This is a genomic window from Bacillus sp. FSL M7-1345 (assembly GCF_038006985.1).
GTDB classification, from domain to species: Bacteria; Bacillota; Bacilli; order Bacillales; family Bacillaceae_G; genus Bacillus_A; species Bacillus_A cereus_U.
The window spans coordinates 2,707,000-2,730,624 of sequence record NZ_JBBOWG010000001.1; the positions used below are offsets into that span (position 1 = coordinate 2,707,000).

A 23,625-nucleotide genomic window follows, 5' to 3' on the forward strand; every position below is an offset into this window, starting at 1 on the left:
AATTTATTGTAAAACTATGTATAAATGGGAGGTGTAAATATTGAGTGATATTACTGTAATACTTATCAAATTTATATCATGCATCATCGCTTTTAGTATCGGACTAGCTCTATTTTTCCCAGCAACGCTCGTCCAAATCATTTCTTTTAGTCTCTTCGTCACAATCGTTTCTTATATGTTTGTTGATAAAATTGTTTTAAATCGAATTGGCAATTCCGCTGCCATTATGACGGATTTCTTACTTACGTATTTAAGCGTTTGGATTTTCGGTAATATTTTATTAGACAACTACATGCAAATTGCGTGGGGCAGTATCCTTTCTGCCATCGTCTTTACATTATCAGAAGTAATCGTCCATCGCTTTTCCAATTCCCACACAAGGCACAACAATGATAATATTCGAATTAATCGCCGGTTTGCATATGGTACGGAGTTTGCTGAAGAACAGAATGTGTTGGATAAAGATAAGAAGAAATAAAGCCATAATTACTGGTGCAAAAAAGGAGCTGTCTCATCAGTCGAATTTTTGACGATGTGGCGCTCCTTTTTGTTTTTTTATGATACCAATGCGGTGAATGAAATTATATTAACGATTTTTTGAATATATCTATCGTAACTTTGAATATACCAACGATTTTTGAAATATATCTATCGTAACTCTAATTATATCAACGATTCGACAAAGAATATCGACAATGTTTGACGACCTATCCTCTAATAAAAAAGCTGCCCCCATTTAGAGACAGCCACTTCAATACTTACGCTTCTACTTTTAGATCTTTCAATGCAACAACATCCGCAAATGATCCAAACACAACATTATGATGCTTTACAATATCTTCAGCACGCAATACATCTGTATCAAACGTACTATGCGCATCACTCACTAATGTTACTTTATATCCTTCACTAAACGCTCTGCGCGTTGTCGTATCAACACAGTACTCTGTTTGCATTCCTGAAATAATAAAATGCTCAATCCCTTTTTCTTGTAACACTTCGTTTAAGTTCGTCTTATGGAATGAATCTGGCGTCGTCTTTTCAACGATATTGTCCCCTTCTTGCGGTGCAATCGCCGCATGTACTTTCCAGCCATCTGTACCTTTTTCTAACGGATGATCTTTTGGCCCGTTATGTTGTACATAAATAACCGGAATACCATTTGAACGACATTCCCCAATAAGCTCTTGCAACGTTTCTAAAAACTTTTCCCCATTATGTACTGGGATTCCTGCTGTATACATACCCGCTTGCACATCAATAACTAGTAATGCCTTTTTCATTTCACACAGCTCCCTTTGTTTGTATAAGCCCTTTCATAAATCATTATAATTGTTTATATTCCATCATCCAACAATCTTCTAATTTCCCCTCATGCAGTTCATGTTCCTTTAAAATCTTCACTTTTTTAAATCCGCATTTTTCATAACAGCTTATCGCACGTACATTATTTACTCTAGGATCCATCGCTATCGCTTCTGCTCCTAAGCTCTCCATAATGTATGTAATTGCCGCTTCAACAAGGGTTGTTCCAATCCCTTTTCCCCAATACGCTGGTTCACCGATAAATTGGTCCATTCCCCACACATTTTTCATTTCTTCATATCCATATAACGCTTTCCATTCGGAATCAACAGGATATATTTGTATGTAACCGATCGGTATTTCATTGAACTCTACTAAACATCTTTTTTCATTACTATTTGGATTATGTATAAAATGATCGAGTACCTTTTCTACAGACTGCGGATTATCTCTTCCTTCGTAATACTGTAAAATTTCTGGATTTGTTAACCATTTTGAAATGATAGGTGCATCGTCTTTTGTTACGTATCTAACCGATAAATTTTCTTTTTGAAATAGCATATTACACCTCTTTGTTAATAGCTTAAATCTTTGTATTTTCCCTTGATGTTAAATCTTTAATTGCGCCTATTAATGCGTATGGTAGTAATGCAATGGTAAAAAATGCTGTATACAAGTTAAATTGTGAGGTTTTATACGGAGCAAATGTTTCTGTAAAGAACTGTGAGTTCATAATTCTTTCAAATAATCCCCCTTCACTAAATTTCGGAGACCACCATGAGTTTAAGTCACAGAAGAAAAATATGAATTGCATAACAAGAAATGCAAAAAGAGTGCATACCCAGTCTCGCTTCCAAAAAGACTGAGACTTTTTTGTTACTTACTCTATTTAACACCCCCCCTTATTATCCATTACATTGATTATACACTTAATCCTATTTAATTATCAAAAAATTCAATTTAATCCCCTTGCTACAAATCATACTTCCGCCTATATTTTAATTAAAATAAATACTACTATCGTTGGAGGATAATGTGATTTTCCCGTAATAAAATAAAAGTAATAAACAATAAATTGGAGGAATTCACATGACTAAATACTATAATTCCAAAGAAGAATTACAATTAGGGATGAAGCACATTGAACAAACCATTCATGAAGTTGAAGCTGCATTCAATAAACATGATGCCGATGAACTTGATCGTCACTTTACATTACACGCTTCATGGGTAAATGTCTTAGGAATTCGCCTCTCGGGCTGGAAACAAATCAATGAAGCTCACAAAATTCTTTTAGCAGGACCACTTCACAACTCTTATGCACAGTATGAAATTGAAGACATTCATTTCATACGTTCCGATGTAGCTATCGTACACATTAAACAATATCCAACAACTTCTGAAGGAACGATAATAGAAAATGAACAAAGTAGCCTCGCTATGTATGTTATGGTTAAAGAAAAAGATACGTGGAAAATTGCATCTGGACAAAATACATTCGTACAATAACTCTTCACATAACACCACTCGTTTACAAAGCTAAAATAAGCTCTGTAAACGAGTTTATTCTGAAAATCTAGTATAGCCCTACTGAAAATTGTCTAATAAAAACACATAGGAGATGAGACTTTGAAATCAACATTAATCATTCTTCGAGGGAACTCCGCAAGCGGTAAGACAACAATCGCAAAAGAATTGCAAGAACATTTCGGTCACGGAACACTTCTAGTCTCTCAAGATGTCGTTCGTAGGGAAATGCTAAAAGTTCACGACACATTGGGCAACCTATCTCATGATTTAATTTTTGAGATTACGAAGTACGGAAAAGGAAAATGTGAATTTGTCATTTTAGAAGGTATATTAAACAGTCGTAGATATGGAGATATGCTGAAAGAATTAATACATTATTTTGACGGAAACGCATATACATATTACTTCGATTTATCGCTAGATGAAACAATTAAACGGCATAATACGAGAGAAAAACGACTTGAATTTGGAGAAGATTTATTGAGGAAATGGTATAACCCGCACGATACAATTGAAGTTGATAAAGAAACTGTTTTTACAGATGATTTCACGCAAAAAGACATATTTCATGCCATTGTTAATGATGTGACACATCAAAAATAAGACTGACAGGATGAGTCAGTCTTATTTTCATTATGTTCCTTGTATTTCAGTTTTGATAACTGAACAATCTTTACATAAGTAATAATATATATTCATTTTAAATTTAAATACCAATAAATCGCAACTTCATCATTTTGCTCATTTATCCCTTTATAAACAAGAAAATCAAATCCCCCTATTACAAATCCACATTTCTCATAAAACTTACACGCTGTCATATTATTATTTTGTGTTTCAAGCATAACGCCTGGCATATTACCATCTTTTGCCCACTGCTTTGCTTGCTCTATTAATCTTCTACCAATTCCAAGTGCTCGGTATTCTATGTCCACCTTGATATCTTCTATATAAGCATAGCGATTCCAATTCTTTTTCAATATCATAACTCCTACGATTTGGTTATGTAAAAGTGCTATGTAAATTATTTGATTAGGATTATTTATATATTCATTGTACGCTAGCTCTTCATCGTCATCATACCTATCTTCTAAATAACTTTTTTCATAGCTAGGTACTTTTTCAACTGTATATTCTATTTTGTTATTTATTTTTGAAACAGAAAGAACTAACCGGGCATTTACTGTAAAACTATCATCAATTTCAGGTAAATGGTCTAAATCATTTATTTCTAATTTTCTAATCAAAAGGCTCATTATTTATACTCCTTTAAGTATAAGTATTAACGTTTCATCCCCCTCTACCTTATACTAAATAGTTGTCGCAATTCCTGCCACAAATAAACTTATTATTGCTAAAAATGGCGTTCCGACTATCGCTCCTCTTAAGTGAAATATATAGTCTTTATACCCCTTCATCCCTTCTGTACTAGGAATAACAACAAACCTTGGAGTAATCCAGCAAAATATAAGCCAATCAATTATAAATAAATCTACTAAATTGAAAATCATTACAATCCCAAAAGTATGTAAATAGGCCTCAATATACAATAATTTTTCATGTTGATGTAGTATATACGTAGAAACTAAAGGCGTTCCGAAGAGAATAATATTGTAAATAATTTCGAAATAATACGTTTGCTTTTTTTCATTTATCGATTTTGGCAAAACTACTTTTTGAATATCTTTCGGATAATCATTTAGCCAAAGACGAGGATTATAATATAAAGACCCTAATATCATAATAGTTAGTATAAAAGACATAGAAATGCCGACAATCATTATTTGTTCAATTTCCCCCACAAATGCCCCTCCTTATTCACAATTGTTACGTACGTAATTCACTTAATTAGACATTGTATGCATGTTGTGACCTGAAAATTAACAAACTCCTTTAGTAAAATCATTATCATTTGATTTCTCCTAACGTCCATTCTTATTTCTTGCAATATGGTTGCAAATTTAATACAGTGAACATCTAATTAGTGTTATTCACCTTCTCTAATTATTTCAGAGTAAATATTTATTAATTTACATAAAGATAGGATCGGTGAAACGAATGAAAATCGAACATATAGCAATTTGGGTAAATGACTTAGAATTAATGCGTACTTTTTATACAAAGTATTTCAATGGTAAAGCAAACTCTTTGTATAATAATAAAGCGAAACACTTTGAATCTTATTTTATTACGTTCGAATCTGGGGCAAGGCTTGAACTTATGCATAAAAAAGGTATAGAAAACGAACCTAACCTTAATATAACTGGCTATGCACATATGGCATTCTCTGTCGGTAGTGAAGAACGTGTAAATGAATTAACTTCAACATTAAAAGATGAGGGTTATCCTTTATTAAATGGACCACGTTTCACTGGAGATGGTTATTACGAAAGTGTAATAAGTGATCCTGAAGGTAATCAAATTGAAATTACGATTTAACTTATCTTTTTCTTTTCTGAAGAACAAATGAAAATTAGTTTGGAGGAATCATATGCATAAGCTACATTTCAAAAAATTTGAAACAACAGACTTTAATCAATACTTTCAGCTCGTATCAAACGAAAAAGTGATGGCACAAATTACTGAGCGCGCCATTCCTTTAGAGGAAGCACAAAACGACTATAAAAAATTATTAATGCGCAATGAAAAACATAAACTGTATGGATCTTATAAAGTTTATAACAGTGCAACAAATGAATTTATCGGACTTGGACATATAACAGTAAATGAGGATGATTTTAAAGAAGCTGAACTTGGTTATATGATATTGCCGGAGCACTGGGGAAAAAGATATGGTAGTTGTATCGCAAGAGAATTAATTGAAATAGCGAAGCAGACAGATGTAAACGTACTAAAGGCAATTATCGATCCAAACAATATCCCCTCTCGAAAAATTTTATTAAACGCTGGTTTTACATCAGATATAGTTTGCGAGATTGATGGATTACCTGGGGAGATATTGAGTAAATATATTTAACTATATAAAAAGCAATGCTACATTTGAACTAACAGTAGCATTGCTTTTATCTTTTATTATTATAAAAATCCATTTTCACTTTAATACGAACTAAATCATTGTTTCTTTATCTCGTCTACTACACTTTGAACTAAAGAGATAAGAGCTTGCTTTGTATCCTCATCTGTAACTTTTGCATCATCACTAAATTTAGTGCGCACAGATGGGATTAATAGCGAACCATTTTGAACGACAATTGTATCTAGCATACCTAGCGTAAGTAATAATGATTCATGAGCTTTATCCCCTCCAGCAATCGACGGTGAAGCTGTTATAATAGCAACTGGCTTTTTATAAAGTTCCGCTGATGAAACAAGCCATTCTAATGCATTCTTCAAAACTCCTGGAATACTTTTTGCGTACTCTGGTGTACAAATAATAAGTGCATGTGCTTCACTTAATGTCTTTCGAAATTCTTCAACAACAACCGGTGCTCCAACTCGATCTACATCCGGATTAAAATGAGGTAGTTCCCCTATCCCATTATAAATAGTGTAATCTATACCTTCTGGAATAAATGCTGCTAAAGTTTTTAATATGTTTGTGTTGGATGATCCTTCCCTAATACTTCCTGAAATCGCTATGATTTTTTTGTGTATACTCATATGATCCCCTCCTACAAACATCATACTTATGCAGCCATAGAAAAATCAAAAATATTGAACTATTTAACAAGCTGTACATTCATCAATTTTGTTTACATAATAATATTATGGTTTATTTTTAACCTTTTATAAAATAGGTAAGGAAACTCCATATTTGTTATCCTATTTGAGAACGGACAAATCATGTTTGTAAATGGTTTTCACGACTATTATGAATGTTGGCCAGCTGGGGTCCAATGTGAGGATTTGCTTGTAGTTGCTGCACCTGTTATCAAAGGTGAAAAATGGGTCGTGACGCAATGGATGAGAAGAAGAGCATTGTTGTAACAATTAAATTTGCCGACTTTATCATTATAACCGAGAAGCCCCCCCTCCTCTAAACCAAGTGAAGATGGGGGGATTTCAATTCCAATCTACAATTGAATTTTTTTTGTGAAATTCATTGAAAACATACAAACAGCCATCGTTTCATGGAATGATGGCTGTTTCTTTTTACCATTATACATAATCTTAACTTGATGGCTGCGTTATTTATAACAGCCAATCAATCTCCCTCCTATACAATAGAAAACATCATATACACTCCAACAACGAAGAAAACGGCTAATGTCTTAATTATCGTAATACCAAAAATCTCTTTATAAGCTTCCCGGTGCGTTAATCCTGTAACCGCAAGTAAGGTTATAACTGCCCCGTTATGAGGTAAAGTATCCATACCTCCTGCTGCCATTGCAATTATACGATGCAGCACATCTAACGGAATATCAAAGTTCGCTGCCGCTTCAATATATTTATCTGCCATTAAACCTAATGTAATACTCATTCCACCCGAACCTGATCCCGTCAGACCGCACAAAATATTCGTCATGACCGCTCCGCTAATTAAAGGGTTTGAAAATGTACCTGTCAAAGAATTTTGAATCATGACAAATCCGGGTAAAGCTGCTATAACGGCACCAAATCCATACTCGGCTGCAGTGTTCATGGCAGCTAAGATTGAACCACTTACGCCCACGCTTGTAATAGATTGAAACTGCTCTTTTACCGCTTGGAAGTTTAATAATATAGCAGCAAGTATTCCGATAAGAAGTGCCATTTCCACTGACCAAATACCTACGACTTGTCCCATATCAATCGTTCCGTACTCCTTCAAACCTATAGATGCAAAATCAAATCCCTTTGTATACCAAACCGGGATGAATTCTGTAAAGACTTTATTCATCACTCCGACCAGTACAAGCGGAAGAAAAGCTACCCAATAACTAGCTGGAATAACATCGCTGGAAACAATAGGCGCTTGCACCAATTGTGCGCTAGTTGTGGCAGCCAGTTCAGAAGTGGCACCGCTTTTTCCGAAGTACCCCTCTCCCTTAGCAGCAGCCTTCTTCCTACACCTTTCCAAATACAGCATGCCACATATAAAGATAAACAGTGCTCCGATAATCCCTAATGTAGGAGCTGCATAAATATCTGTTTTAAAGAACGTAGTTGGAATAACATTTTGGATTTGAGGTGATCCAGGAAGTGAATCCATCGAAAACGTGAATGCACTGAATGCAATTGTCGCTGGAATGAGACGTTTCGGAATATCCGCCTCGCGAAATAATTGCGCCGCAAACGGATAAATCGCAAATACTGCGACAAATAAACTGACACCACTGTATGTAAGAATCGCTCCCATTAACACGATGGAAAGAATAGCTCTTTTCACGCCTATAAAATGGATGATAATTTTCGCGATTTTTTCTGCTATTCCAGTGATTTCTACCACTTTACCGAATATCGCTCCAAGCAAAAATACAGGAAAATATAATTTTATGAATCCGACCATCTTCGCCATAAAAACATTAGAAAAGAATGGTAAAACATTCGCCGGTTCCGTTAAAAATACAGCCAACAAAGCACATAACGGAGCGAATAAAATGACTGAGAATCCTCGGTAAGCTACAAATATAAGCAAGCCAAGCGATAGCAATACAATCAATAAATCCATAACCGCATTCCCCCTCAATAAAATAGATTCTCTTAAATTTACTTTACACCCTTTTATATTTATATATATTATTGCAACACCTGCCAGAGGCAGGCATTACTTTTTGTTATTTTATTTATGATGAAAAAGCGGTACCCTCTTTTCTATAAAAGCCTCCACTCCCTCTCTTACATCACTCGTTTGAAATACATGGCCGAAATTCTCAGCTTCTATTTTTAGCCCGTCCTCAAGAGAAGAAGATAATCCCTTATTGATAGATTGCTTCATCAAAGATAAAGCAGGAAGGGAAAATTGAGCCATCTTCGCGGCTAGTTCCTTCGCCTTATTCAGCGCTTCGCCACGCGGAACAACATGATTCACCAAACCAACTCGCCAAGCTACCTCGGCAGTGAACGGTTCACCAGTGAACATCATTTCTTTCGCACTTGCAGTTCCTATTAATCGAGGCAAACGTTGCGTGCCTCCCGCACCTGGAAACAATCCTAACTTCACCTCTGGAAGTCCGATTTGGGCATGTTCTTCTATAATCCGTAAATCACATGATAAGGCTAATTCACACCCGCCCCCAAGCGCTAATCCGTTAATAGCAGCGATTACAGGCTTCGACAATCTTTCTATTTTATTTAATGGATTCTGAAGCCACAATGATTTTCCCTCTGCATATTCATTCCCTTTCCCAATCCATTCCGGAAATGACTTGATGTCTCCTCCTGCAACGAAGGCCTTTTCTCCAGCGCCAGTTAGAAGTACAGCAATTACTTCATCATCCCGTTCGATTTCATCGACCACCACCGTCAGTTGCTCAACCACAGCACCGCTCAATACATTCACAGGAGGATTATCAATGATGATTGTCGCGATTCCTTTTTCTTTGGACCATGTAACAACCCGCTTATTTTCCAATTCAATCCCTTCTTTCCAATATGTAATGAGATAAAAAGCAAACTGTTTTACTCCCCTTCAGCACATCAACTCGTTCTTTTAATTACATAGCCGACCTGTTCGCGATCCCAAGCAGTACTGATTCCTTCCTCCTTCAGCTTGAACTTCTGAATCCGTTCCGTCGCGGTTTTTGGGAAAGTTTCACTGAACTGAACATATCGCGGCACCATGAAGTAAGCCATACGTTCTTGACACCAATCTATAATCTCTTCATGGGACATCGTTTCTCCTTTCTTTACAATCACATATAATTTGACATCCTCTTCTCCCACTTCCGATGGAACACCGATGGCCGCTGATTCAAGTACTTTCGGGTGATTATTCACTACCTTTTCGATTTCCCAAGAGGAGATATTTTCTCCACGCCTCCGGATACACTGTTTGATTCGATCGCAAAAATATAAGTAACCTTCCTCGTCTAGATAACCGCGATCTCCTGTATGGAACCATCCCTCCTTCATCGCCTCTTCTGTTTTATCCCGCATTTTATAGTAGCCTTCCATGAATGCTTGTCCCTGTAAGGAACGTATAAAAATCTCTCCAATTTCACCAGTCCGCGCTTCATTTCCATCCTCATTGACAATCTTCGTCTCTACGTAAGAATAAGGCTTTCCAATAGAAGGCGGCTTATTGGCATTCAATGGATTCGTTACACAAAAACCCGTCGTTTCCGTTAATCCGTAACCTTCTACAATCTGGACGCCAAACCTCTCCTCAAACGGCTTCCAAAATTCCTTAGGCGTAGCAGCACAAGCCGTCACCCTTACAAAATTTTCATTATCGTTTTCCTTTTCTGGTTGCTTGCAGAGAATAGGAATCATAGATCCTAAAGAATTAAAAATGGTTGCGCCATGACCGCGAATTTCATCCCAAAATCCAGAAGCACTAAACCGCTTGCCAAGAGCAATTGTCGCATTGGAAGAAATAGCACCGAGTACTGTATGGGCCTGGGCGTTAATATGGAATAACGGCAGCGCTGTAAATAAAATATCTTTCGAACTTGCGCCAACCATATAGGTGGCAAATGACTGCGCAGAATTTACATAGGCAGAATGACTTAACATGACCCCTTTAGGTAATCCAGTCGTTCCAGAGGTATAAAGAATACTGTTAATAGAAGAGGAGGAAACAAATTCAGTTGGAAGGTGATGATTATTTGTATTCAGTACATCTTTCAATTCGATTACCAGCGGTTCTTTACCATCGTTCAAAATGATTGCGCTTTCATCATTTCCGTAAACGACAATTTGAATGTCCCTTTGTATAAATGGCAAACAAGAAGCAATTTGAGGAACAAATTCCTTATCAACGATAATCAGCTTGCAATCAGAGTGAGATAAAATATACTGCAAACCTTCCCCTTTTAAATGCACATTCAGAGGCACCGCAATTGCTCCCATAAAAGATAAAGCAAACCATACATCCAGATATTCAGGAGTGTTATGAAGCATAATACAAACCTTGTCACCTTTTTGAATACCGAGCTCACAAAATCCCGCTGCGGCTCTAGTAATTCGATGATAGAGCTCCTCATACGTAACTCTTTGTTCTTCAAATTGTAAATAGACCTTACTTGGTGTTTTTTCAATACTTTGCATAATAAAATGTGGCAAACTGTGATTTTTCAGCATTGAATTCCATCCCTTCTTGCTATAATCTTTTTTATTTATATAGCAAGAAACATGCCAAAAATCGACTCATTCTCTATTCCCTTATTCCTTCAGGGACATACCCCAAGTCTCCCTTACATGTCCACCTTCACATGTCGCATTTGCGCTACAAATGATTACGATCATGTCGCATCTATAAGAAAGTGTCGCAAAAAAGAGACAGTATGTATTACTGCAAACCAAACAAAAAAAGGGCCTGTTTGCCCTTTGCTTCCTTTCACAAAATTCCATATTTTTCTATTTTTCGATATAAGCTAGCCCGATGAATCCCTAAAAGCTTGGCTGCCTCTTTTATATTTCCAGCTGTCTTTTCCAAAGCCCTTGTAATCGCCCGTTTTTCAGCCGATTCCACTTCCTCCTGCAGTGAATAACTCATCTCATTCTTCTCTTGATCCACCGCAAATATTTCATGATATAACTCTTCTTCCAAATCTTTTTTCCGCAAATATACAGGAAGATGATGCACTTGAATAATCATTCCTTCTATAACATTCATCGCTCGTTCTAACACATTCTCTAGCTCCCTAATATTGCCTGGCCAATCATGCTCCATGAATATATCCCTTACTCTCTCATCCAATGAAAGAACGCTACTACCCAGCTCCCCATTCAATTTCTGAATTAAAAATTCCATTATATGTATCATATCTTCCTTTCTCTCTCGTAACGGAGGAATATCAATCGCAAACACATTCAACCTATAATATAAATCCTCCCTAAATTCCCCTCTTTGCACCATTTCACGAAGATTTCGATGTGTCGCCGCAATGAAACGGACATCAATCTTTTGAATTTTCGTACCACCAATTCTTTCAATCTCTTTCTCTTGCAACACACGCAGCAACTTCACCTGCATGTCCAAAGACATATCACCGATCTCATCTAAAAACAACGTTCCCTTATGGGCCAACTCAATCTTCCCAGGCTTACCACCTTTTTTCGCTCCTGTAAAAGCCCCCTCTTCGTATCCAAATAATTCAGCCTCCAAAAGATCCCTCGGAATCGCAGCACAATTCAAACGAATAAATGAACCCCTAGCACGCGGACTTGCACGATGTACCGCATGCGCAAAGAGCTCCTTCCCTGTACCGCTCTCTCCTCTTATCAAAACGGTAGACCGACTTTTAGAAACCTTCAAGGCCATCGTTTTAACTTCTTTCATTTTCGCACTCTCTCCTATAATACTTTGAAAGGACAATCTACCTTCTTGCAACCGCTGTAATTCAGTTTGATAGTAAGATAACTTTGATTCCATTGCACTAATCTGATCCCCCAAAGCTTTAAACTGCTGTATATCATGAAACATAATTTTACCAATCGCACCAATAACCTCACCGTCCTTAACAATAGGTATGCGAGTTGCGATAATATTCCGATTACTTATACGCTGGATATGCCCAATTTCCACCTGTCCCGTCTTCACGATAATATGCATCCTCGTATTCTCAACAACCTCCGTACAATGCTTACCTATCGCTTCCTTTGGATCATCAATCCCTAAAAATTGTGCATAAGAACCACTTAAAAAATTGACAATCCCTTGTTCATTTACCCCTAGAATACACTCCGACAGTAAATTCAAGGCATTTTCATACCGACTGATGATACTTTCCAAGGACTGTATACTTTTTTCCTTGTTTTCCAAAATGGCAATTGATCCATCTTCTTTCCCGCTCTGATATACACGGGATTCATTCATAATCAATACTTGGTTGCCCACCTTACACTCGTACTTGTACAAACTATCATTTTGATTCACTACTAGCTTTTTACGATCAGGAATAATCGTTGATATATGCTTACCTATTATTTCATTTTCTTTTTTATGTAACATGCTGCAGAATGGTTGGTTGCTGAATGTGATGATTCCATCATGACTTATGACAGCAATTCCGTTATTCATTACCTGAAGAGCCTGGCTTGTTAACTGCAAATTCATTCTTTCATCCATATGCATTTGGAAGCCCCCCTATCAAATTGTGCTCTTTCTCGCATGTATTATATATTCATTTTAAACATTTACTTTCCTTCGGTTCTTCCGTTTGAAGTAATAATTTCTTGAACCAGTAATATAGCTGATTAACCGGTAGGTTCTTTTTTGACACCTGTCAGGTTTTAATAATCCAATTTCTTTAAATCCTTGGATGTAAGAAGATGAATCTCATGGGCTATTTACAACTTGTAGGTGAGGAATATTTGACGCTTACCTTAGATACCTAATGAGTTTTATGAAAAGTAAAAAACAGTTGATGGAGTGTCTTCCATCAGCTATTTTAATTACGAATTTTGGTGATGAAACCCATAATTATTAGATTTACTTTAGCATAGCTTCTTATCCCCCAATCCCCAACTAAACCATCTCCCATGCCCTTCCGTTTCCCCAACAGTTTCACAATATTCGTTTCCGTTAATATAATAATCAATATGAAGGTCCCGGTCCCACATGTTGTTATATAGGTGGAATACATCACGTTTTGCACCAATGTCTTTAATTTGTTTTTCTAGCGTATGTTTTACATTTTCAGGTATTTGGTTTGCCACATGTGTATGGAAAATACAAATCACCGCATCTTCCCTTATTTGATCTGCAATGGCCGGAAGAAGTGCTACACCGTCACCTTCTATTAATCTCACTGATTTTTCTTTTACAAGCGCTGCTGCTTGATCGAATAGTTCAAGTCTTTCTTTATGTTCTGGCCAAATAAGCGCGCGTAACCATAAATAATCTTCATCGGCATTTAAATCATTCACATGTAAATCTAGTCCGATTCTTTCTACGACAGGTGGACTTTGTTTTAGAAAACGGGGCACATTCTTCCCTCTTATTTCAGAAGTTAAATGTACATTCGAATTTATATTTCCGTATGTTTCATCTGTTCCATACGAATAGCTATATTGGTCCCAGAACAGTTGTAATCCAGAGCTTGTACCAATTTCAATTAACGCGAACGGTTTATTCACTTTGTTAAATATGTAGCAGAAACATGGATATAAGTATGCGCATCGTCTAACTTCATTCGTTTGAACGAGTTTTATTTGTAATAATGTAATGATTTCTTCTCGATATATGTTACAGAAATCTTTAAATTGTGAAAAAGCGTATTCTAAATTTGTATCTGCATCTTCAACTAAACTATGATAATACCTTTTTAAACTGTGTTCTTTTCCTTTTAACAATAAATAATGGACCGCACCTAATAATAAGTTCGGGATTGGCTGACCAGGTTGTGCATTGAAAGCTAACGTAAGAACTTCCTCATCTTCAGAAATTTTTATTGATAAGTATTCGTATAAAGGACTCGATCCTTTACATTCATTCACAGAAAAATCCCGAAATAAGTTTGCGACTTGTTCTTTTGTAAGCATTGGTATCCCTCCTTGGTTATTTCCAGAATAATCTTATCATTTATTTGTTATTTACTCTATTTTTTCAAATTAGATGTTACAAAAATAGAATTTTACTAGTTTTCAAAGATAAAACATAAAAATAGAAGTTTTTTTGAGATAACATCAAAATGGAATTCTTCTCCAAATTCCGCTTTACTACTATGCTTTTTACCCTTATGACAGAAGAATTCTATGAAATAAAACGTTAAATAGTTTAAAATTATCAGATAACACTAGATATTTTAGTCTATTAATTATTATAATAGACTATGAGATGGTTATATAATTGAGACAAAAAAGGTAAATACCTAGGTGGGGCCTAGGCGGTGTTTTCTTTTTACGGCTTAGATATAAAAACACCTACTCTTTTTTGCCAATATAGGGGATGGAGAGATTATCATGAGCAACATGCAGCAAAAAACAGACGTTATCTTAATTGGCGCTGGAATTATGAGCGCAACGTTAGGATCATTACTTAAAGAATTGGCACCTGAATGGGAAATTAAAGTATTTGAAAAACTCGCTAATGCCGGAGAAGAAAGTTCTAACGAATGGAATAATGCTGGTACAGGACATTCTGCGCTATGTGAGCTTAACTATACGTCCGAAAAATCTGACGGGTCTATAGATATTGGTAAAGCTGTAAAAGTAAATGAGCAATTTCAACTTTCAAGACAATTTTGGGCGTATCTTGTTAAGAGAAACTTAATTCGTAATCCACAAGATTTTATTATGCCACTACCTCATATGAGTTTGGTGCAAGGAGAAAAAAATGTGGAGTTTCTAAAAAACCGTTTTGAAGCGCTTTCAAAAAACGCTCTATTCCAAGGAATGGAATTTTCTGATGCTCCTGATACATTAAAAAAATGGCTTCCACTCATTATGGAAGGTCGTAACTCTAATGAACCGATGGCTGCAACGAAAATTGACTCTGGAACAGATGTTAACTTTGGTGCGTTAACGCGCATGTTGTTTGATTACTTAAAAACTAAAAATGTCGAGCTAAACTACAAACATAGTGTTGAAAATATTAAACGTACGAAGAACGGTTTGTGGGAAGTAAAAGTACACGATATGAATAGTGGTAAAATCGAACACCATACTGCAAAGTTCGTCTTTATCGGCGGCGGTGGTGGTAGTCTACCTCTACTTCAGAAGACTGGTATTCCTGAATCAAAACATATTGGAGGATTCCCAGTAAGTGGACTATTTATGGTATGTAAAAACCAAAAAGTTGTAGAGCAGCATCATGCAAAAGTATACGGAAAAGCTAAAGTTGGCGCTCCGCCAATGTCTGTACCTCACCTTGATACAAGATATATAGACAACAAAAAAGCTTTACTGTTTGGACCGTTTGCAGGTTTCTCGCCTAAGTTCTTAAAAACTGGTTCAAACCTTGATTTAATTGGTTCTGTAAAACCGAATAACGTCTTAACGATGTTAGCAGCCGGTGTAAAAGAAATGGGATTAACAAAATACTTAATCCAACAAGTTATGTTATCACACGAAAAGCGTATGGAAGAATTACGTGAGTTTATTCCGAACGCTAAAAGTGAAGATTGGGATACTGTCGTTGCTGGACAACGTGTGCAAGTAATTAAAGATACTGATGCAGGTGGTAAAGGAACACTTCAATTTGGTACAGAAGTTGTTAGTGCAAATGACGGATCAATCGCTGCGTTACTTGGCGCTTCTCCAGGTGCTTCTACTGCGGTTCACGTTATGCTTGAAGTATTAGAAAAATGCTTCCCAGAACGTATACTAGCATGGGAGCCAAAAATAAAAGAAATGATCCCTTCTTATGGCGTATCACTAACGGAAAATCCAAGACTGTTCCAAGAACTTCACGCTTCAACAGGACGCACACTTGGGTTAAATGAAAAAGAAACTGTTCACAATTAATGAATAGATTAAAAAAACGACATAATAAAAACGTCCGATATATTCGGACGTTTTTATTTTCTACTAGAAATTATACTTATCGATATTATCTTTCGTAAATACAACTCGTTCAGGTAATACGATAATACCATTTCCTTCTGCCTCATAGTCATACCCTTGAATAGAGTTCGGCTCTACTTTCACTTTTCCGATTCCTTTTACTTCAAAGCTATCCCCGACTTTTAACTTCTTCCCTTTTACAACAATTTCATTTGCAACATAAGTTGCTAGTGCACCTTGTTGTTTTACATCCCATAATCCAAATTGTTGTACTGTTCCTCGTTTCACATAATCACGCATAACGTTCGGTGTCGAAAACCCCGTTACGACTACTTTCTTATCCATTTTCAAATTCTCAGCTGCTTGTGCCATTGCTGGTAGTGCTGTTGCATCTGGACATATTACTGCGTTAATATCTGGATACGTTTTTAAAATACTCTCTCCAACTGATAAAGATTTTTGCGCATTATTTTCACCGTATTGCGTCGTTACAATTTCCCAATTCGGATATTTTTCTTTAATAATCTCTTTCGCCTTCGTTACCCACTGATTTTGATCTGTTACAGTCGGGCTTGAATAAAAGAATGCTACTTTTCCTTTATCTCCAATTTGCTTAGAAGTCATTTCAATTAATAAGTTTGCAAGTTGGTCTGGTGTACCTTGGCTAATATAAAACGAACGGTCTTTCGGATTCACATCAGAATCCCACGTTAATACTGTCATCCCTTTTTTCTTTGCACGTTGTAATGATTGCGAGAGACCATCAACTGACGTAGATGAAACCATAATTGCATCATAGTTTTGGTTAATAAAATTGTTTATATATTTTACTTGCCCTGATACACTTGCCTCAGACGGTCCATCGTACTTCACTTGTACACCTAACTTATCTCCCATCTCTTTTGCACCTTCACCACCTGATGTGAAGAAGCCAACTCCCGTTAATTTCGGAATGAACGCAAATTTTACATCATCTGCTTTTTTCTTATCCGCAGTTTGGCTAGAACAAGCAATTAAACCGATTAAACAAATACACATAATAATAACAATCCCCAGTTTTCTCTTCATGACATTTCCCCCTTATGCAAATTCCTTCTTTTCCCCGTAGTGAATCGTTGTAATTTGAAATGTCTCATAATAACAGAAACAATAAGGATAATACCTATTACTACATTAGATTGTTCATTCGTTAAGCCCGTCATTTGCAAACCGTACTGCATGAGTCCTATAAAAACACTCGCTAGTACTGTCCCAATAATACTCCCTTTTCCGCCTGTAATTAGTGTGCCGCCTAATACAACTGCCGTAATAACTGGCAAAATGGTTTCACTTCCAATATCAGCACGAGCAGAACCGAAATACGCTGTTAAGAAAGCTCCTCCTAATCCACCTCCTAACCCAGAAAGTACGTAAGCAGTAATCACTACTTTCTTCGTTCGAATTCCGGAATATTTCGCCGTACTTTCATTTGCGCCAGTTAATTTTGCGTGGCGACCGTATGTTGTACGGTGAAACAATATCGTAAATACTATCGTTAAAATGACAAGGAGCCATAATAAATTAGGTATACCGATAAAACTACCATTTGCCAGTTGCACATACGAATCTGGTAAACCACTTATTCCTTCATAGCCCGCTGCACCCGAACCACCTGAAATAACAAGGGCGATTCCTGCATATAAAAACATCGTTCCAAGTGTAACGACAAGAGGTTCTACATCTGTCATTTTTATAATAAGTCCATTTAATCCGCCCGCTATGCAACTTATTACGAGCGCAATGATAACGGCTAACAGTATAGGCATGCCATTCATCCAAAGTACTCCGATAAGAATCGAAGTAAGCCCCATAATAGATCCTACTGAAACATCAATTCCGCCAGTTACAATGACAAATGTCATCGGAATAGCCGCGATTGAAATAATGAGGAAATCGTTCATACTAAAAAGGAGGTTACTAATGTTTAAGAAATCACTATTTATGAAACTAAAGAGAATGAATTCTACGAGAAGCAATATGAGAAGAACCCCTTCCCATCTATACAAGCTACGTATTCCCCTCATAGATTCACCCTCCTTTCTTCTAATTGCCGGAGTTTCTTCCATTTTTTTAAGACACTATCTAATATGATGATGAGTAAAAGTAAAAATCCTGAAATAGCACTATTCCAAAATGCAGGTATTTTTAAAAAGACGAGTGAACTGCTTATCACTTCTAAGAAGAATGCACCTAATGCCGCTCCAAATATAGAACCTGTTCCTCCTTTTAAATGAATACCACCTAAAACAGCAGCAGCGATAACTTGTAATTCTATCCCTGTACCTGTTTGATTTGGAACGAATCCAATATTCATTACGAATATACATCCAGCGAACCCAGCGCTTATGCCTGATATGATAAACGCGTATATTTTCACTTTATCTACATGTATTCCAATAAGCCTTGCACCATCTTCATTATCACCGACCGCATAAAAATATCTTCCAATTTGAACTTTCATTAAAAAGAAATATAGCAGCAGTAATATGATAAGAACGGTCCATACCGTTATCGGAATCCCTAACATCATAATAGAAGAAATTTGTTTATACTCATTCGGAATATCTTCAATCCACTTTCCGCCCGTAAATATTAACATTACGCCTCTAATAATCCCGAGCATTCCTAATGTCATAATGATAGCTGGCACCCTAAATTTCGTAACGCCAATTCCGTTTACCATACCAATAAGAGCACCAAGTATAATTGCCGCAAATATTGAAATAAAGGCACTGTATCCATCTGTTAACAACATCCCGCAAACCGCAGCGCTTAATCCCATAATAGATCCTACTGATACATCTATATTTTTCGTAAACAATACGAAAGATTGACCAATTGCCAAAACAACTAAAATAACGCTTGATTTCATAATTAAAGATAAAGAGCTAAACTGAACAAAACTAGGGTTCATTACTCCAACGAAGGCTATGTAAAGAAGTAATAAAATAATAATAGACGTCTCATGCATTTTAAATAACCGGTTCACTCCGTTACACCTCCCTTTCCTCCGTACGCAAGGCGTGTAACTTCATCAATACAAATTTCCTTCTTCTCCAAATGAGAGACGAATTCTCCGTTTCTCATCACATAAACACGATTCGCTAATTGAACGATTTCTTCCATATCTGAAGAAATTAATATGATCGCAAGTCCCTTTCTCTTCAAACTTTGTATCGTTTCGTATACTTCTAATCTTGCTTTCGCATCAATACCACGGGTCGGTTCATCAAGAATAATCACTTTCGGATTACATGCAAGATATTTCGCTAACAGGACCTTCTGTTGGTTCCCACCTGATAAAGACGTCATTTTCTCATTCATATGAGGGACAACAATTCGAAACTGTTTTATATACAACTCTGATAAAGCGCTTTCTTTTTTGTTATTTAAAAAGAAGCTACTCATACTGTTTAAAGATGCAGCTGTTATATTCTCTTTCACAGACGCAATTGAAAAAATGCCATTCCCTGCCCGGTCCTCCGGTACATACACCATACCTTCCTTTATTCGCTTATGTACCGAATACTTCGTAATGGATTTTCCCTCTAATAAAACAGAACCTGATTTCAAAGGCATTAATCCAAATATTGATTCAGCTAATTCAGTCCTACCTGATCCGACGATACCTGCAATCCCGACAACTTCTCCAGCGTGTACAGTTAATGATACATTTTGAAACGCATAACTAGACGCATTCGTGACATCTAATACTTTTTCCGAATGCTCTATTTCTTCTTGCGTGATTTCTTTCTTCTCCTCAAGTTTATAACCTTTCGGTAATAACCCCTCCATTAACATGTCATATGTATAGCTTGATACATCCCCTTGACTTACAATCATTCCGTCACGCAAAATTGCTACTTTATTCGCAATTTCAAAGATTTCTGGAAAACGATGCGTAATGTAAATCATGCCAATTCCTTTTTCTTTTAAACTTTTCATCAACACAAAAAGACTCTTAATTTCGTGAGTTGTTAATGTCGATGTTGGCTCATCTAAAATAAGAATCTCAGCTTCCCTTATTAATCCCCTCAATATTTCTACTAATTGTTGCTGGGCAATGGATAACGATAATCCTAAATCCTGAAGTTGAATGTTCCAGCCTAAGTCTTCTAGCAACTTATTAATTTTATTTCGAAGTTCTTTCTTTTTCGCTTTCATTCCGATACAAATATTCTCTTCAATTGTCATATGCGGAAAGATGAGTGGCTCTTGTGGTATTAAATATATGCCATGTTGATGTGCTTCTGCTGTGTTTGAAAACTGTTGTATTTCCCCTTTCACATACATCTTGCCAGCATCGTATGAATACAAACCCGTTAATATTTTCATTAATGTTGATTTCCCGGCACCATTTCCTCCGACTAAAGCGTATACATCTCCACGCTCTAATTGTAAATTGACTTCTTTTAATACGAGTTGACCTAAAAAAGATTTACTCATTTTTGTAACTTCTAATAAGGGCACGTTCTCCACATGTTGTCACCTGCCTTTATGCAGAACATTTTTTGAGAAAATGATTTTTTGTTCTACTTGTTTTGTAGCATTGTATATTTATTTTTTCATATCTAGAACACTTTTTTCACTGGACTATTTTATCGCTTCAACTGGAATAAACAAAATAACGAACACATATGTTTAAGCAGTGGTCAATTGTTGAAAGGGATGAAGAGTATGTCACAGCTCAACTTTGAAGACAATTTGTTAACAAAAGTAGCTTGGTACTATTATAAAGATCAATTAACCCAGCAAGAAATTGCTTCACTTCTTCACATTTCAAGAAATAAAGTCGTTCGGTTGTTAGATAAAGCACGGACGGAAGGTGTCGTCACATTTCACGTAAAAGGTACTGGTTTGCACTGTTTAAGCATCGAACGTGACCTTATGAAAAAATTCCATCTAAAAGATGCTTTCGTTATTCCAACGCCAACTGAGGATTATGCATTTTCACTCGGAAAAGCTGCCGCACAATATTTAGAAACTCATCTGCAACAAGGGGAGTTACTTGGGATTGGCTGGGGAAAGACGATAAGTAAAATGCTAGAAAACATTCATTTTGATAGCTCTATGAATCTTTCAATCGTTACTCTTACAGGAGGCGTAAATCACTATATTCCAAGAAACCAAAGCTATTTAAACTACATGCAAGGCGATCTTCATATTATTCCTACCCCTTTTCTTACATCTACAAACGAAATGACGCAAATTATTCTATCTGAACCGAGCGTGAAAGATATGCTTCACGTCGCTTCACTCGCTCATACAGCAGTAGTTGGCATTGGAAGCTTATCTCAAGACGCCACAATTGTGAAAGAAGAAAAATTAACACTACGTGAAATGACTTATATACGTAGTCAAAACGGGGCCGGAGATATTTTAGGGCAATTTTATAATACTAACGGAAAACAATTAGAACTTCCTCATCATAATCGTCTTATCGGCACACCACTCTCTGTTCTTCAAAATATGAAACATGTCGTTGGTGTAGCTGGCGGTACGGAAAAGATAGATGCAATTTACGGCGCCTTAAAAGGAAAGTTCATTCATACATTAATTACGGATGAAGAAACTGCCCTCTCCTTATTAAGAAAGGAAGGTGACTCTTAATGTCTACTCTATTAGCTTACGACGCTGGTACAGGGAGCATTCGAGCAGTTCTTTTTGATTTAAACGGTAATCAACTTGCTGTTAGTCAAAAAGAGTGGGTTCATAAATCAGATAGTCGCTACCCTGGTTCTATGAATTTTGATGTAACAGAAAACTGGCAGCTCGTTCAAGAATGCACGAAGGATGTTCTTCAAAAAAGTAATACGTCCCCCTCTTCTATTAAAGGTATTAGTGCAACGAGTATGCGTGAAGGCTTTGTTTTATACGATAAAAACGGGCAAGAAATATGGGCTTGTGCAAATGTTGATGGCCGCGCATCAGCGGAAGTTAGTGAGCTAAAACAAATTCGTTCCGAAATTGAAGAAGATTTATATAAAAAATCCGGTCAAACTTTTTCGTTAGGTGCTTTACCTCGCTTACTTTGGATTAAAAAACATGAACCAGACGTGTACAAAAACATTCATTCCTTTACGATGTTAAACGATTGGATTTTATATAAGTTGTGTGGCACGCTGCAAATTGATTCTTCAAATGGATGTACGTCCGGTATATTCGATTTACAAAATAGAGCTTGGGATAACTGGGTTGCTGAGCAATGCGGTCTTACTCTAGCCTTTTCTCCAAAAGTAAATGAAGCTGGGACAGTTATCGGGAATATCACAAAACGAAGTGCTGAATTAACAGGATTACATGAAGGAACACCAGTCGTTGCTGGCGGCGGAGATGCACAAATGGCATCTCTTGGAACTGGAGTTGTAAAGCCTGAACAAACATTTATATGCGGGGGCAGTTTTTGGCAACAAGAAGTAAATATAACAAAACCAGAAACTGATCCAACTGCGGCGATTCGTGTAAATTGCCACGTCATTCCTAACCTATGGCAATACGAAACAATCGCTTTCTTCCCTGGCCTTGTCATGAGATGGTTTCGAGATGCTTTTTGCCAAGAAGAAAAAAGGCTCGCTGAAAAACTTGGCGTAGATACTTATGAATTACTAGAAGAACAAGCAAAAGAAGTACCTGTAGGTTCACATGGCATAATCCCCACTTTTTCAAATGTAATGAATTATATTTCTTGGCGACATGCTGCACCATCCTTTTTAAATTTAAGTTTAGATGCTGAAAAATGCGGTAAGAAAGAAATGTTCCGCGCAATTGAAGAGAATGCCGCCTTCGTTACACTCGGCAACTTGAAATTAATAGAAGCCCTCACAGGTAATTTCCCTTCTGAAGTAACCTTTGCTGGCGGCGCTGCTAAAGGTAAACTTTGGCCACAAATACTAGCAGATGTCCTCGGAATCCCTGTTAAAGTACCCGTTGTAAAAGAAGCCGCTGCTTTAGGTACGGCAATTGCCGCTGGAGTTGGCGTAGGCATTTTTGAATCGATGGAAGAAACTGCCGAACAATTTGTACAGTGGGAAAACACATTTAAGCCAAACGCTGAAAATCATGAGCTTTATAAAGGATTCTATGAAACATGGAAAACAGTGTATGCTAGCCAACTTTCTTTAGCTGATAAAGGCCTCACATCACATATGTGGATTGCCCCAGGTGCGCTGTAACACATTACATAAAGGAGTGATTTCT

General features: G+C 36.7%; 22 protein-coding genes and 1 pseudogene. 8 read left to right on the plus strand and 15 right to left on the minus strand.

The features are described 5' to 3' along the window. The first annotated feature begins 40 nt into the window (after positions 1–40). Positions 41–478 (plus strand): YndM family protein, encoded by a 438-nt coding sequence (locus MHB76_RS14075; RefSeq protein WP_002161399.1) that lies wholly within the window; start codon positions 41–43, stop codon positions 476–478. A 280-nt stretch (positions 479–758) separates the two neighbouring features. Here the strand turns inward: MHB76_RS14075 and MHB76_RS14080 are convergent, their stop codons facing one another. The 3 genes and pseudogenes from MHB76_RS14080 to MHB76_RS14090 form a co-directional block, all read right to left on the minus strand. Then, a complete protein-coding gene (locus tag MHB76_RS14080) occupies positions 759–1,283 on the minus strand; it encodes a cysteine hydrolase family protein (RefSeq protein ID WP_078174294.1) in 525 nt (174 codons plus the stop codon). 43 nt (positions 1,284–1,326) lie between these two features. Next, positions 1,327–1,866: a GNAT family N-acetyltransferase gene (locus MHB76_RS14085; protein WP_078174293.1), complete on the minus strand. Its 540-nt coding sequence runs from the start codon at positions 1,864–1,866 to the stop codon at positions 1,327–1,329. A 22-nt stretch (positions 1,867–1,888) separates the two neighbouring features. After that, positions 1,889–2,179, minus strand: a pseudogene (locus tag MHB76_RS14090) (YfzA family protein); the annotation flags it as partial. A 215-nt stretch (positions 2,180–2,394) separates the two neighbouring features. Between MHB76_RS14090 and MHB76_RS14095 the strand changes: the two are divergent. Together MHB76_RS14095 and MHB76_RS14100 are read left to right on the plus strand one after the other, a co-directional pair. Then, on the plus strand, positions 2,395–2,814 hold the full coding sequence (locus MHB76_RS14095) for an SgcJ/EcaC family oxidoreductase (RefSeq protein WP_002127872.1): 420 nt from the start codon (positions 2,395–2,397) through the stop codon (positions 2,812–2,814). A gap of 120 nt (positions 2,815–2,934) precedes the next feature. Beyond that, positions 2,935–3,438, plus strand: a complete 504-nt coding sequence (locus tag MHB76_RS14100; RefSeq protein ID WP_078174292.1) for a kinase — start codon at positions 2,935–2,937, stop codon at positions 3,436–3,438. 92 nt (positions 3,439–3,530) lie between these two features. On the opposite strand, the gene satA is transcribed toward MHB76_RS14100, so the two are convergent. Together satA and MHB76_RS14110 are read right to left on the minus strand one after the other, a co-directional pair. After that, positions 3,531–4,091 carry a streptothricin N-acetyltransferase SatA gene (gene satA / locus MHB76_RS14105; protein ID WP_002161394.1) on the minus strand — a complete coding sequence of 187 codons (561 nt, stop codon included), beginning with the start codon at positions 4,089–4,091 and terminating at the stop codon, positions 3,531–3,533. A 54-nt stretch (positions 4,092–4,145) separates the two neighbouring features. Beyond that, the gene (locus tag MHB76_RS14110) at positions 4,146–4,637 is read right to left on the minus strand and encodes a hypothetical protein (RefSeq protein WP_002161393.1); all 492 of its coding nucleotides are present in this window, start codon (positions 4,635–4,637) and stop codon (positions 4,146–4,148) included. Between the two features lie 256 nt (positions 4,638–4,893). Between MHB76_RS14110 and MHB76_RS14115 the strand changes: the two genes are divergently transcribed. Together MHB76_RS14115 and MHB76_RS14120 are read left to right on the plus strand one after the other, a co-directional pair. After that, positions 4,894–5,274 (plus strand): VOC family protein, encoded by a 381-nt coding sequence (locus MHB76_RS14115; protein ID WP_078174291.1) that lies wholly within the window; start codon positions 4,894–4,896, stop codon positions 5,272–5,274. A gap of 52 nt (positions 5,275–5,326) precedes the next feature. Continuing rightward, a complete protein-coding gene (locus MHB76_RS14120; protein WP_002161391.1) occupies positions 5,327–5,812 on the plus strand; it encodes a GNAT family N-acetyltransferase in 486 nt (161 codons plus the stop codon). 95 nt (positions 5,813–5,907) lie between these two features. On the opposite strand, the gene MHB76_RS14125 is transcribed toward MHB76_RS14120, so the two are convergent. The 6 genes from MHB76_RS14125 to MHB76_RS14150 form a co-directional block, all read right to left on the minus strand. Continuing rightward, a complete protein-coding gene (locus tag MHB76_RS14125; protein WP_078174290.1) occupies positions 5,908–6,456 on the minus strand; it encodes an NADPH-dependent FMN reductase in 549 nt (182 codons plus the stop codon). Positions 6,457–7,012: 556 nt separating this feature from the next. Further along, on the minus strand, positions 7,013–8,449 hold the full coding sequence (locus MHB76_RS14130; RefSeq protein ID WP_002161389.1) for a GntP family permease: 1,437 nt from the start codon (positions 8,447–8,449) through the stop codon (positions 7,013–7,015). 111 nt (positions 8,450–8,560) lie between these two features. Then, positions 8,561–9,352 carry an enoyl-CoA hydratase gene (locus MHB76_RS14135; protein WP_002161387.1) on the minus strand — a complete coding sequence of 264 codons (792 nt, stop codon included), beginning with the start codon at positions 9,350–9,352 and terminating at the stop codon, positions 8,561–8,563. A 65-nt stretch (positions 9,353–9,417) separates the two neighbouring features. Continuing rightward, positions 9,418–11,022: an ATP-dependent acyl-CoA ligase gene (locus tag MHB76_RS14140; protein WP_002161386.1), complete on the minus strand. Its 1,605-nt coding sequence runs from the start codon at positions 11,020–11,022 to the stop codon at positions 9,418–9,420. 256 nt (positions 11,023–11,278) lie between these two features. Then, positions 11,279–13,018 carry a sigma-54-dependent Fis family transcriptional regulator gene (locus tag MHB76_RS14145; protein ID WP_002161385.1) on the minus strand — a complete coding sequence of 580 codons (1,740 nt, stop codon included), beginning with the start codon at positions 13,016–13,018 and terminating at the stop codon, positions 11,279–11,281. 362 nt (positions 13,019–13,380) lie between these two features. Further along, positions 13,381–14,427: a DUF2332 domain-containing protein gene (locus tag MHB76_RS14150; RefSeq protein ID WP_002161384.1), complete on the minus strand. Its 1,047-nt coding sequence runs from the start codon at positions 14,425–14,427 to the stop codon at positions 13,381–13,383. Positions 14,428–14,847: 420 nt separating this feature from the next. Between MHB76_RS14150 and MHB76_RS14155 the strand changes: the two genes are divergently transcribed. Then, on the plus strand, positions 14,848–16,350 hold the full coding sequence (locus MHB76_RS14155; RefSeq protein WP_199709111.1) for a malate:quinone oxidoreductase: 1,503 nt from the start codon (positions 14,848–14,850) through the stop codon (positions 16,348–16,350). Positions 16,351–16,413: 63 nt separating this feature from the next. Here MHB76_RS14155 and lsrB read toward each other — a convergent pair whose 3' ends face one another. From lsrB to MHB76_RS14175, 4 genes are read right to left on the minus strand one after another with little or no spacing between them, the layout of a single operon-like run. Continuing rightward, the gene (gene lsrB / locus MHB76_RS14160) at positions 16,414–17,457 is read right to left on the minus strand and encodes an autoinducer 2 ABC transporter substrate-binding protein LsrB (protein WP_002110487.1); all 1,044 of its coding nucleotides are present in this window, start codon (positions 17,455–17,457) and stop codon (positions 16,414–16,416) included. Further along, positions 17,454–18,452, minus strand: coding sequence for an ABC transporter permease (locus MHB76_RS14165; RefSeq protein ID WP_002110489.1), 999 nt, complete (start codon positions 18,450–18,452; stop codon positions 17,454–17,456). Before MHB76_RS14165 ends, lsrB begins: the two co-directional genes overlap by 4 nt. After that, the gene (locus MHB76_RS14170) at positions 18,449–19,417 is read right to left on the minus strand and encodes an ABC transporter permease subunit (RefSeq protein WP_002161382.1); all 969 of its coding nucleotides are present in this window, start codon (positions 19,415–19,417) and stop codon (positions 18,449–18,451) included. Before MHB76_RS14170 ends, MHB76_RS14165 begins: the two co-directional genes overlap by 4 nt. Continuing rightward, the gene (locus MHB76_RS14175; RefSeq protein WP_078174287.1) at positions 19,414–20,907 is read right to left on the minus strand and encodes a sugar ABC transporter ATP-binding protein; all 1,494 of its coding nucleotides are present in this window, start codon (positions 20,905–20,907) and stop codon (positions 19,414–19,416) included. Before MHB76_RS14175 ends, MHB76_RS14170 begins: the two co-directional genes overlap by 4 nt. Positions 20,908–21,105: 198 nt before the next feature. On the opposite strand from MHB76_RS14175, the gene MHB76_RS14180 reads away from it, so the two are divergent. Together MHB76_RS14180 and lsrK are read left to right on the plus strand one after the other, a co-directional pair. Further along, positions 21,106–22,038: a sugar-binding transcriptional regulator gene (locus tag MHB76_RS14180; RefSeq protein WP_078174286.1), complete on the plus strand. Its 933-nt coding sequence runs from the start codon at positions 21,106–21,108 to the stop codon at positions 22,036–22,038. Further along, a complete protein-coding gene (gene lsrK, locus MHB76_RS14185; protein ID WP_078174285.1) occupies positions 22,038–23,600 on the plus strand; it encodes an autoinducer-2 kinase in 1,563 nt (520 codons plus the stop codon). Before MHB76_RS14180 ends, lsrK begins: the two co-directional genes overlap by 1 nt. The last annotated feature ends 25 nt before the right edge of the window (positions 23,601–23,625 follow it).

What these genes read in the sequence shown, in the direction of transcription:
- lsrB (WP_002110487.1), bottom strand. Translation starts at nt 17,457, where the DNA reads ATGAAGAGAAAACTGGGGATTGTTATTATTATGTGTATTTGTTTAATC.
- MHB76_RS14140 (WP_002161386.1), bottom strand. Translation starts at nt 11,022, where the DNA reads ATGCTGAAAAATCACAGTTTGCCACATTTTATTATGCAAAGTATTGAA.
- MHB76_RS14130 (WP_002161389.1), bottom strand. Translation starts at nt 8,449, where the DNA reads ATGGATTTATTGATTGTATTGCTATCGCTTGGCTTGCTTATATTTGTA.
- satA (WP_002161394.1), bottom strand. Translation starts at nt 4,091, where the DNA reads ATGAGCCTTTTGATTAGAAAATTAGAAATAAATGATTTAGACCATTTA.
- MHB76_RS14115 (WP_078174291.1), top strand. Translation starts at nt 4,894, where the DNA reads ATGAAAATCGAACATATAGCAATTTGGGTAAATGACTTAGAATTAATG.
- MHB76_RS14095 (WP_002127872.1), top strand. Translation starts at nt 2,395, where the DNA reads ATGACTAAATACTATAATTCCAAAGAAGAATTACAATTAGGGATGAAG.
- MHB76_RS14125 (WP_078174290.1), bottom strand. Translation starts at nt 6,456, where the DNA reads ATGAGTATACACAAAAAAATCATAGCGATTTCAGGAAGTATTAGGGAA.
- MHB76_RS14155 (WP_199709111.1), top strand. Translation starts at nt 14,848, where the DNA reads ATGAGCAACATGCAGCAAAAAACAGACGTTATCTTAATTGGCGCTGGA.
- MHB76_RS14080 (WP_078174294.1), bottom strand. Translation starts at nt 1,283, where the DNA reads ATGAAAAAGGCATTACTAGTTATTGATGTGCAAGCGGGTATGTATACA.
- MHB76_RS14180 (WP_078174286.1), top strand. Translation starts at nt 21,106, where the DNA reads ATGTCACAGCTCAACTTTGAAGACAATTTGTTAACAAAAGTAGCTTGG.
- lsrK (WP_078174285.1), top strand. Translation starts at nt 22,038, where the DNA reads ATGTCTACTCTATTAGCTTACGACGCTGGTACAGGGAGCATTCGAGCA.
- MHB76_RS14120 (WP_002161391.1), top strand. Translation starts at nt 5,327, where the DNA reads ATGCATAAGCTACATTTCAAAAAATTTGAAACAACAGACTTTAATCAA.
- MHB76_RS14165 (WP_002110489.1), bottom strand. Translation starts at nt 18,452, where the DNA reads ATGAGGGGAATACGTAGCTTGTATAGATGGGAAGGGGTTCTTCTCATA.
- MHB76_RS14145 (WP_002161385.1), bottom strand. Translation starts at nt 13,018, where the DNA reads ATGCATATGGATGAAAGAATGAATTTGCAGTTAACAAGCCAGGCTCTT.
- MHB76_RS14085 (WP_078174293.1), bottom strand. Translation starts at nt 1,866, where the DNA reads ATGCTATTTCAAAAAGAAAATTTATCGGTTAGATACGTAACAAAAGAC.
- MHB76_RS14150 (WP_002161384.1), bottom strand. Translation starts at nt 14,427, where the DNA reads ATGCTTACAAAAGAACAAGTCGCAAACTTATTTCGGGATTTTTCTGTG.